Annotated in this window: 5 protein-coding genes and 1 pseudogene; 5 read left to right on the top strand and 1 reads right to left on the bottom strand. The window is 55.7% G+C overall.

Annotated features, from left to right (window positions below):
- Window positions 1-8 precede the first annotated feature (8 nt).
- The 5 genes from DV027_RS16515 (at window position 9) to DV027_RS16495 (ending at window position 7,799) form a co-directional block, all read left to right on the top strand.
- A complete protein-coding gene (locus DV027_RS16515; protein WP_207303530.1) occupies window positions 9-3,056 on the top strand; it encodes a hemagglutinin repeat-containing protein in 3,048 nt (1,015 codons plus the stop codon).
- Window position 3,057: 1 nt separating this feature from the next.
- A complete protein-coding gene (locus DV027_RS16510) occupies window positions 3,058-3,342 on the top strand; it encodes a DUF6881 domain-containing protein (protein WP_130732927.1) in 285 nt (94 codons plus the stop codon).
- Window positions 3,343-3,578: 236 nt separating this feature from the next.
- The gene (locus DV027_RS16505; RefSeq protein WP_130732926.1) at window positions 3,579-3,989 is read left to right on the top strand and encodes a carboxypeptidase regulatory-like domain-containing protein; all 411 of its coding nucleotides are present in this window, start codon (window positions 3,579-3,581) and stop codon (window positions 3,987-3,989) included.
- Between the two features lie 34 nt (window positions 3,990-4,023).
- On the top strand, window positions 4,024-7,317 hold the full coding sequence (locus DV027_RS16500) for a hemagglutinin repeat-containing protein (protein ID WP_342633717.1): 3,294 nt from the start codon (window positions 4,024-4,026) through the stop codon (window positions 7,315-7,317).
- On the top strand, window positions 7,314-7,799 hold the full coding sequence (locus DV027_RS16495; RefSeq protein ID WP_130732924.1) for an SMI1/KNR4 family protein: 486 nt from the start codon (window positions 7,314-7,316) through the stop codon (window positions 7,797-7,799). Before DV027_RS16500 ends, DV027_RS16495 begins: the two co-directional genes overlap by 4 nt.
- An 80-nt stretch (window positions 7,800-7,879) precedes the next feature.
- Here the strand turns inward: DV027_RS16495 and DV027_RS16490 are convergent.
- A pseudogene (locus DV027_RS16490) lies at window positions 7,880-8,889 on the bottom strand (IS3 family transposase); the annotation flags it as partial.
- Window positions 8,890-8,966 lie beyond the last annotated feature (77 nt).

Here is an 8,966-nt window from a genome sequence, read left to right as displayed (position 1 = left end):
ACAGGCTCGTGCCGCCTGATCGTTCCTTTATTGTTCATGCCAAACGTTGTTTAGCGTACCATCCACACGATGGCCTCTCCTATACCCGCACCGTCGAGCACGGCTTCCTGAACAAGACCACCACGACCTCGAGCGAGAGTTCCACCGACCAGGTCGGCAGCACGGTGGCGGCCAATGACAACGTCACCATGGTCTCGGGCAGGGATATGTCCGTAGCGGGCACTGTCGCGGGCGGCGGTAATGTCACGCTCCAGGCGGGTGGAACGTTCACCGAAAACGCGCTGAAGGATACGGCGCAGTCTGCCTACAGCCAGGAGAAAAGCGGCCTGTTCGTGGGCACCAGCGGCGCCGGGTTCGAGGTTGGGTTTGGCAAATCGCGCCAGACCGCCAATGACAGCAGCACGACGTGGACCCCCAGCGAAATCGGGTCAACGGGCGGAGACGTAACCGTTGCGGCGGGTGGTCCGGTCACGATCAACGCGTCCGGGCTTGAGGCGGCGAAGGACCTGAATGTTTCAGGGTCGTCGGTTTCGTTCAATGCCCTCAGCAATGTCGCGAAGGATTCCCAGACCAGCGATTCCAGCTTTATCGGCCTGAAAGCCGGCCTGTCGGACAATTCCGTCGTCGGGCAGGTGGCCGACATGGCGCTGAGTGCGGCGCAGGCGGCAAATGACAAGGATACCGGGAACCGGGCACTTGATGCGGCTTCGGCCGGGATCAGTGGCGCGCAGGCTGGCATGTCGATTGCGCAGGCCCTGAGCAAGGATGCCGCAAGCGGGGAAGTTGAACTTGTCGGGGTGAAGGCCGAGGTCGGGTTCTCGCATGACCGGCAGGCCGAAAGTTCCACCACGACGACGGTGCAGGGGTCGATGGCCGCCGCCGGGGATGCCCTGACGGTCACGGCGACGGGGACCGGGCGTGGTACCGTCGACAGCAATGCCGGTGATATCATTGCCACGGCGTCGCAGCTTTCCGGGCAGACGGTTACCCTGAACGCGCCGGGGACGGTGACGCTGCAGTCCGGGCAGGACACCACGCACACCACGTCCAGCCAGTCTTCGGAGTCCGCCTTTATCGGGGCGACGGCGTCGCTGAGTTCGGATGGCGGCTTTGGGGTCAGTGTTACCGGCCAGGTCGGCGGCTCCCATGCCCAGAGCGATGCGCGGAGCGCCACGCAGGTCGATACCACAGTGACGGGCACGGATAACGTAACCATCAACAATGCGGGCGGCGCGACCACGCTGGACGGGGCAAAGGTCTCGGGTGGAGCTGTGGACGTGACGACGGGGAGCCTGGACATCGCCTCGGCGCAGAACACCGCGAGCTATTCCAGCAACCAGGAAAGTGGCGGGTTCAGTTTTGCGATCCCGGTCTACGGGGTGGGGGGTGAGAAGGGCTTCTCGGTCAACGCCTCGGGCGGCGCGCTCGGTGATACCTACGCCTCGACGGAAGCCAGCGGGCTATCGGGGATCCATGCTGGCAATGGTGGTGTGAACATCGCCGTTGCGGGCAATACCAGCCTTGACGCCGGGGTGATCGAAAGCACGGCGGCATCGGCGCTCAACAGTCTTACGACAGGCAGCCTTACGGCCAGCGGGGAGAAGAACGTCTCCGATTATGCCGGAGCCTCGGCCAGCTTCTCCTTCAGCACGATGCAGGGGGGGGGCGACACTGACAGTGCAGGGTTTGCGGACAACGGCATGCCCATGGCGTCGGCGGGGGTGGTGGCTGGCTCCCATGAGACGGAAAGCCAGTCAGCGATCGGTTCGAATATCACTGTGGAGACGGGTGCCACGTCCGGGACCCTCTCGCGTGATCCATCTAGCGCCAACCAGGCCATCGCCAACGATTTTGACGCCAGCAAGGAAAGCAATGTCCTGGCGCTCGCCAATGAGGCCGAGACGGTAACCCAGGCGGCCGCGTGGACAGCCAAGCAGGGTTATGACATGGCCAGCGAGGGAGCTGACGACAGGGCCACGGTCGGAACTGATGCGCGCGACGCACAGCCGACGCAGGACAGCGCGGCTGGCACAGGAGATGCGACGTCATCAGGATTACGGCCTGACAGGTTTGGCGAAGATGGTGGACCTGGTGGCTTTGAGACTCTCGACTTGAGAATGGGGCCAGGGATAAAAAGGGGGGATAGCACGGGAAACAACGTCGGTGCGGACGTACCACAGCCAGTCGAACCCGACGTTGCAAATCCATGGGATACTACGACGCGGGTGCACCGGGAAAACGTCCTGAGGCTTGATTCCTCGGGGGGGCTGACGGTTGCACCCGATATGGCCAACGAGTATCCCGGTGCCGAGGTCGCAATGACGGATCGGTTTGGACCGGGAGTTGCTCATTATTCGCCGGATGCCGTAGTTTCGGGGATGGGTATCGGGGATCTGGGTATTAGCATTCCTGGCGCAGGAACATATCGTTCAACTGGTATGTTCACGGATCGCGGCGACCTGAAGTTCACCAAGGACGGCAGCAGTGATATCTACATTTTAGGGGCGCCCGGGCCGGTCGATTACACCAAGATAGTCGATTATACCAAGACAATGGGCGGGAAAGTTTCGGCCGAAACGCTATCGCTGACAGGAAGAGATAATGAAGTTTCATCCTCCTCTAATTCAATTGATGCGGGCGGAATGCAAGATGCTCCGGCTTCCCTTTCGGGGGGAATTAATATAGATTCATTGCCGTCTATCGAAAAAAATTATTTAAACAATAATATTTTATACCATTATACAACAGAATCTGCTTTGAAAAAAATATTGGAATCCGGCTATCTAAATCCTTCATTGAAGGAAAAGAATCCAAAAGATGCACGTTATGGAGATGGGCAGTATTTGACCGATGTAGCACCCGGCACGACAACACCGGCAAAATTGTCTCGAGCCCTTGTGGGACTTCCTTGGTCCGGTGACAAATTTACTCACTACTTGGCAATCGATACGACTGGGCTAAATGTTATATTAGGAAGGAAAAATGTATTTGTCGTGCCAAATTCAGGGCCATTAGATATTTCTGATCGTTTGACATCATCTGGGAAGGTTAAATAAAATGGAATATATTAAGTGTATTTGGTATCATCATGATGAAGACGAGCCGGAAACAATCTACTCAGAAGTTGATAATAAAAGGGAGGAAACTCGAAAGATTGAAATATATAAAAGTGGAAAATTTGGGATTGCAGCTGGGAATATTTCTATAGGAGGAACGTATTTGGCAGATGTTGATGTTCCACGCATTTCCGATATAAATAAAGATAAGCAGTTTAAGGCGATAGAAATAGATAAAAATGATTTCGAGGAGGCGTGGAAGAAGTATATAAGTTATATAAAATGATATATTAATTTCTTATACTGTATTCAGATTTTGCGATGCATGCTTATTGAGTGTGTATTAATTGAAATATTATTATCAATTTGGTTTAGTGAATGAGAAAGTTATTATTTGCAATTTCAAGTATTTTTTTAGTAGGCTGTCATCCATCTCCTGACTCCATACGGGCGCCCGGCAGTGCGCAGGATATGTCATGGTCTACAAAAGAGGGCACGGCAACGATTGCGGGATCCGCATCCATGCGTCTCTTTGACCATCGGAGTTATCCCACCCTTCAGGGCGGAAATATGCAATTTGCTGTTGGCAACGGGCACGAACTGACCTGTGCCGGGCATGATGTGCAACTGCTGCCGCAAAGTCCGGCGTCTGATCCTGTTGTGGATAATATGTTCCGTTATGGTGTGATGACCGGGCCTAAAGTTGCTTCTGCTGATGTTGCACCCTTCGTCCGGCATGTCACGTGTGGAGCAGATGGACAGTTTACATTCTCTAACCTCCCTGTCGGCGTCTGGTATGCGGTTACGGAGATTGGCAGCAAGAATATTGCCGTCAAGGAGGTCAGGACCCTGCCTGATCAGACAACGTCAGTTACGCTGCAGCATCGCTGGAATTATCCGCCTTCGTGGCGACACGGACCGTCTCTCTGGTAGGCGGGCCTGACGAGGAAATCCCTCACTCCTTTTCCTGATACTCTTTCTGGCAACTGGTTCAGGCGGGGCGGGGGATCACGCTGGGTTCGGTTCCGGCGAGCGCGCGTCGCAGGACATCGAGCAGCATGATTACAGCCACCGCGCGGCCGAGACGGAGAATTTCGGGGCGTCGGTCAGCACGGGCGGGAACCTGACGGCGGCCGCCCTCGGCGGCGACCTCACCCTGGCGGGCGCCACGGTCGCGGCCGGGAAGTCGGCCACGCTGATGGCGACGGGCAACGTGAACCTCAACGCGGTCACCGACAGCCAGTCCTCCTATACCCGCACCGTCGAGCACGGCTTCCTGAACAAGACCACCACGACCTCGAGCGAGAGTTCCACCGACCAGGTCGGCAGCACGTTGGCGGCCAATGACAATGTCACCATGGTCTCGGGCAACGACATGTCCGTGGCGGGCACTGTCGCAGGTGGCGGCAATGTCACGCTTCAGGCAGGCGGAAAGTTCACCGAAAACGCCCTGAAGGATACGGCCAACGCCTTCTATGAGCAGAAATCGTCCGGACTGTTCCTTGGCACCAGCGGGGCTTCGGCCAAGATCGGCTTTGGCAAGACGACCGATACCGACACCTATTCCCAGACCAGCTGGACCCCCAGCGAGATCGCGTCGACTGGCGGCAATCTGAGCATTACCGCGAACGGGCCGGTCACGATCAACGGATCCGACCTCGGGGCGGCGAAGGATGCGACGGTCACGGGATCGTCCGTATCGTTCAATGCGCTTGAGGATGTCGCCACCCAGACCCAGACGCACAAGTCACTGTTCATCGGCGATACCACGGGGCTCAACCCGAACTCGGTCGTGGGACAGATGGTGGATATCGCCCTGTCCGCCTCCCAGGCGAGTGGCAAGGATAGCGGGCGTCTCGCCGGACTGGACGGTGCAGCGGCGGCGGGCATGGGCGCCCAGGTCGGTCTGCAGGCGTCAAAACAGGTCAAGTCCGTTTCCAGCCTGTTCGAGAAAGGCGACACCGCCAAGGGCAATATCGACCTGATTGCGGTGCAGTCGAATATCGGCTTTGACCTCGAGAAGTCGAGCACGACGCTGACGACGGGCACGGTGCAGGGTTCGACGGCGGCGGCGGGCAATACGCTGGCCGTGACCGCGACAGGCGGCGTGCCGACCGACAGCCAGTCGGGCAATATCGTGGCGACGGCGTCCCAGCTTTCGGGCCAGGACGTGACCCTGACCGCGCCGGGCCAGGTGACGCTGCAGGCGGGGTATGACACGACGCACGAGGTCGCCAGTTCGAAGTCGATCTCGGCCAGCGTGGGGGCCTCGGCCAGCATCGGCACGAAGGGGGCCGGAGTCAGCATCGAGGGGCAGTTCGGCTTCTCGAAAAGCAACACCAATGCCGCGTCCAGCACGGCGGTGGACAGCACGGTCAGCGGCACGGACACCGTCACCCTCGCCAACGCGACCGGTACGACAACCCTGAACGGGGCGGAGATCAGCGGGAAATCGATTGATGTCGCCAGCAAAGACCTGACCATCACCACGGCGCAGGATACGTCGAACTATAATTCGAAGACCACGGGTGTGGACGCCAGTTTCTCGGTTCCGGTCTGGGGCGCGGGGGACATCGGGGGCAGCGCGAGTTTCAGTCACACGACTGTCAGGGACAGCTATGCCTCGACCGAAGCGACGCAGTCCGGGCTGTATGCGGGCAGTGGCGGTCTTGATGTCACGGCGAGCGGTATGACGACCCTGAACGGGGGCGTGATCGAAAGCACGGCGGCGGCCGCGCTCAACCATCTGTCCACGGGCACGCTGGTGGCCAATGACATCGCCAACCACGCTGATGCCACGGCGAAGACGATGGGCTACCAGGCCAACGTCATGAATCCCGAAGGGGCTACGGGCGGTGGCACAGGCAGCTTCGCCACCGCGATCGGCGCAGGCATGGCGGCCAATGCCGGTGGCCTGCTGGGGGCTGCGACCCGTAAGGACGCCAGTTCGGTCACGCAGTCGGCCATCGGGTCGAACGTGCAGGTCGCCGCCGGCAGCACCAGTGGCGACCTCTCCCGCTCGCCCGCGACGTCCAGTCACCCGCTGACCAATACCTTCGACGCCCGGCAGATGCAGAACGACCTGCAGATCCAGCAGGTCGGGTCACAGGTCGTGGGACAGGTCGGGGGCATGGTTTCGGATGCGCTGGATGACGCTCATGTTGCCGGGTTTGGAACAGAGGACGTTTCAAATGCCTGGGGACGCATCGGCATCGAGACGGCGGGGAATGCGCTGATAGCGGGTCTTGCTGGAGGAAATATCGGCTCGGTGGCAGCCAGTACGGCGGCGGGCGACGTTGCCACGATTGCCACGCGCCAGTGGGCTGGATCCGTTGCCCGGTCCATTACGGATGATGCAGACGGCCAGCGCGTGATCGAGAATGTGCTGAGCAACATAATTGGGGCTGGCGCGGGCGCAGCGGCCGGTGCGGCTTCCGGTGGCGATACGACAGTCAATGCTCTTAGCGGGGCCGGATACGCTTCAGCAATCCAGCAGTACAATGAAGACCATGAACCGGAAGGTAATCTAGAAGAAAAATCCACTTCAGTTAAGAAAAATGAAATAACCGACGAGGGCAATCAGTCGTCTGCATATGTGTCGGCGCCGGGGCCTAATGATAGAATAATAGACCCGCGTTCCGAACCTTATAGGCCTGGATACACTTCTGCTGGACTGAAAGATAATGATGGAAACTTCGTATATATAGATAAACAGACACGAATTAATTATGTATTTGACGCGGAAGGTACGCCTCGAGGAGCTAATTTTGGAGGTAATGTTAAGAGTAGGATAGATGGTGATACTTCTTCATTTTCTCTCAAAGAGAATGAACCTAGCAGACAGTCTATTATAGTTGGCTCAAAAAACATTTCGGATGTTAACGAAAATAAGATAAAAAGAGTTAATGGAAGAACGCCAATTAATAGTCGTTACGCTGGGACGAAATATCCTCCCGAGAAGCTTCCTGAAAAAATAAGGGAAAAATATCCTAGCAGTGTAAATTTCAAGGATAATGGTTACCCTGATTTTTCCCCGTATTCTATAGCTACTATTGAAGTCGAAGGAATGAATGGTGTATATGTGCATGATTCTCAGTTAGCTAACAAGTTCGCAAACTTGTCGGAAACTCCACCAGGATATACGTGGCATCATGTTGAGAATGGAACCACAATGCAACTAGTTCCTAGCGACATTCATATTAATGTTCGCCACTCAGGCGGAGCTTCTGTAATAAAGAATAGATTGAGGAATAAAAAATGATAAATTTTGGCGATAAAGAAAGAAATTTATCAAACGAAGATATTTCATTTTGGGAAAAAAAATTAGGATTTTCATTCCAAAATTCATATAAGACGTTCATAAAAGAATATAATGGGTCTTATGTTTCAAACAATTATATTGAAATACCACCAGGTCAAGGGGCATGCCTATCAAAAATACTTTCTTTGGAAGAAGTTTTTGAATATATGAAATCAATAAATGACAAGGTTGTAGATAATAATTATTTTCCATTTGCTTTAGATGATAGCGGAAACTTTTTCCTTATGGGAAAGCATAGCGATACGGTATATTTTTATGATCACGAATATACAGGAATGTCTGCTATAACTGAGATTGCTAAAAATTTGGACGGATTTTTGACGATTATACAGCCAGTATCTCTGGATAATGTCCTTATGCCCAAAGGGAAAATTATTTATATGAATGAAGATATTTTAAATAAATTTAGGAAAAAACCTTAATTTTAATTCAAAATGTTTATAGAGGTGGCCCCATTCGTTCGGACAGATTTGCGGGTTGAATAAGCTATCGCCCGATGTTGCTATGCCGCCAATTTCTCGTTGTTGCTGATCGACACCGCTGCCGGGGTTAACCCCGGCAGCGGTGTCGGAGCGGATCCATGATACGCCTCATCGGGCGTGCGTCCAGCGAGCGCCGAGTGTGGGCGCCGCGAATTATAATGACCAATCCATTTCGTCAGGCCGGCACGAAGTTCCGAGCCGGTCTCGAAAGCGTGGAGATGCACGCATTCATATTTCAATGACTAACAGAGCCGTGCGATGAAGACATTGTCCATCCAGCGGCCGCGCCCGTCCATGCTGATGCGGATCTGCCGGCCCTGCAGCACTTCGGTGAAGCGCGGCGTGGTGAATTGGCTGCCCTGATCCGTGTTGAAAATCTCCGGCGTCCCGTAGCGGGCCAACGCCTCCTTCAGGGCCTCGATGCAGAAGTCCGCATCCATGGTATTGGACAGGTGCCAGGCCAGAACCTTGCGCGTCGTCCAGTCCATGATCGCCGTCAGATACAGAAAACCCCGGCGCATCGGAATGTAGGTGATATCCGAACACCAGACCTGGTTGGGCCTGTCGATCGTCAGGTCCCGCAGGAGATAAGGATATGTGCGATGCTCCGGGTGGGGCACCGTCGTCCTGGGTTTCTGGTAGATCGCAACCAGCCCCATCCGGGCCATCAGCCGTCCGATCCGCTTGCGGCCTACCTCATGGCCCAGACGGCGAAGGTGCCGCGCCATCTGCTGGGCGCCATAATACGGCGTTTCCATGAACTGTTCGTCGATCAACCGCATCAGCATCAGGTTGAACGCGTTTTCGGGCGCAGGCTGATAATATACTCCAGATCGGTTGAGCCTCAGCAAGGTGCATTGCCTGACAATCGGCAAGCGGGGACGTTGCGGGTCGATCATTTCCCGCCTCTGGTCACGCCCAAGCGAACAGAGGCATCCCGCAAAAAATCCCGTTCCACCAAAAGCTGGCCGATCTTCGCATGAAGCTTCTCGACCTCGGCCGCACTCGTCGCAGGCTCCGCAACGGCCTTGCTGTGAGTGCTGGTTGTAATCTCCCCAAATGTGCTGGTTGAAAATTCCCCAGTTTGAGAACTGTGCGTGATCGTCA

Origin of the sequence: Komagataeibacter xylinus (genome assembly GCF_004302915.1) — a bacterium.
GTDB classification, from domain to species: Bacteria; Pseudomonadota; Alphaproteobacteria; order Acetobacterales; family Acetobacteraceae; genus Komagataeibacter; species Komagataeibacter xylinus_C.
The sequence above is the reverse complement of the archived record's forward strand: the minus strand, read 5'-3'. Positions and strand labels throughout refer to the sequence as shown.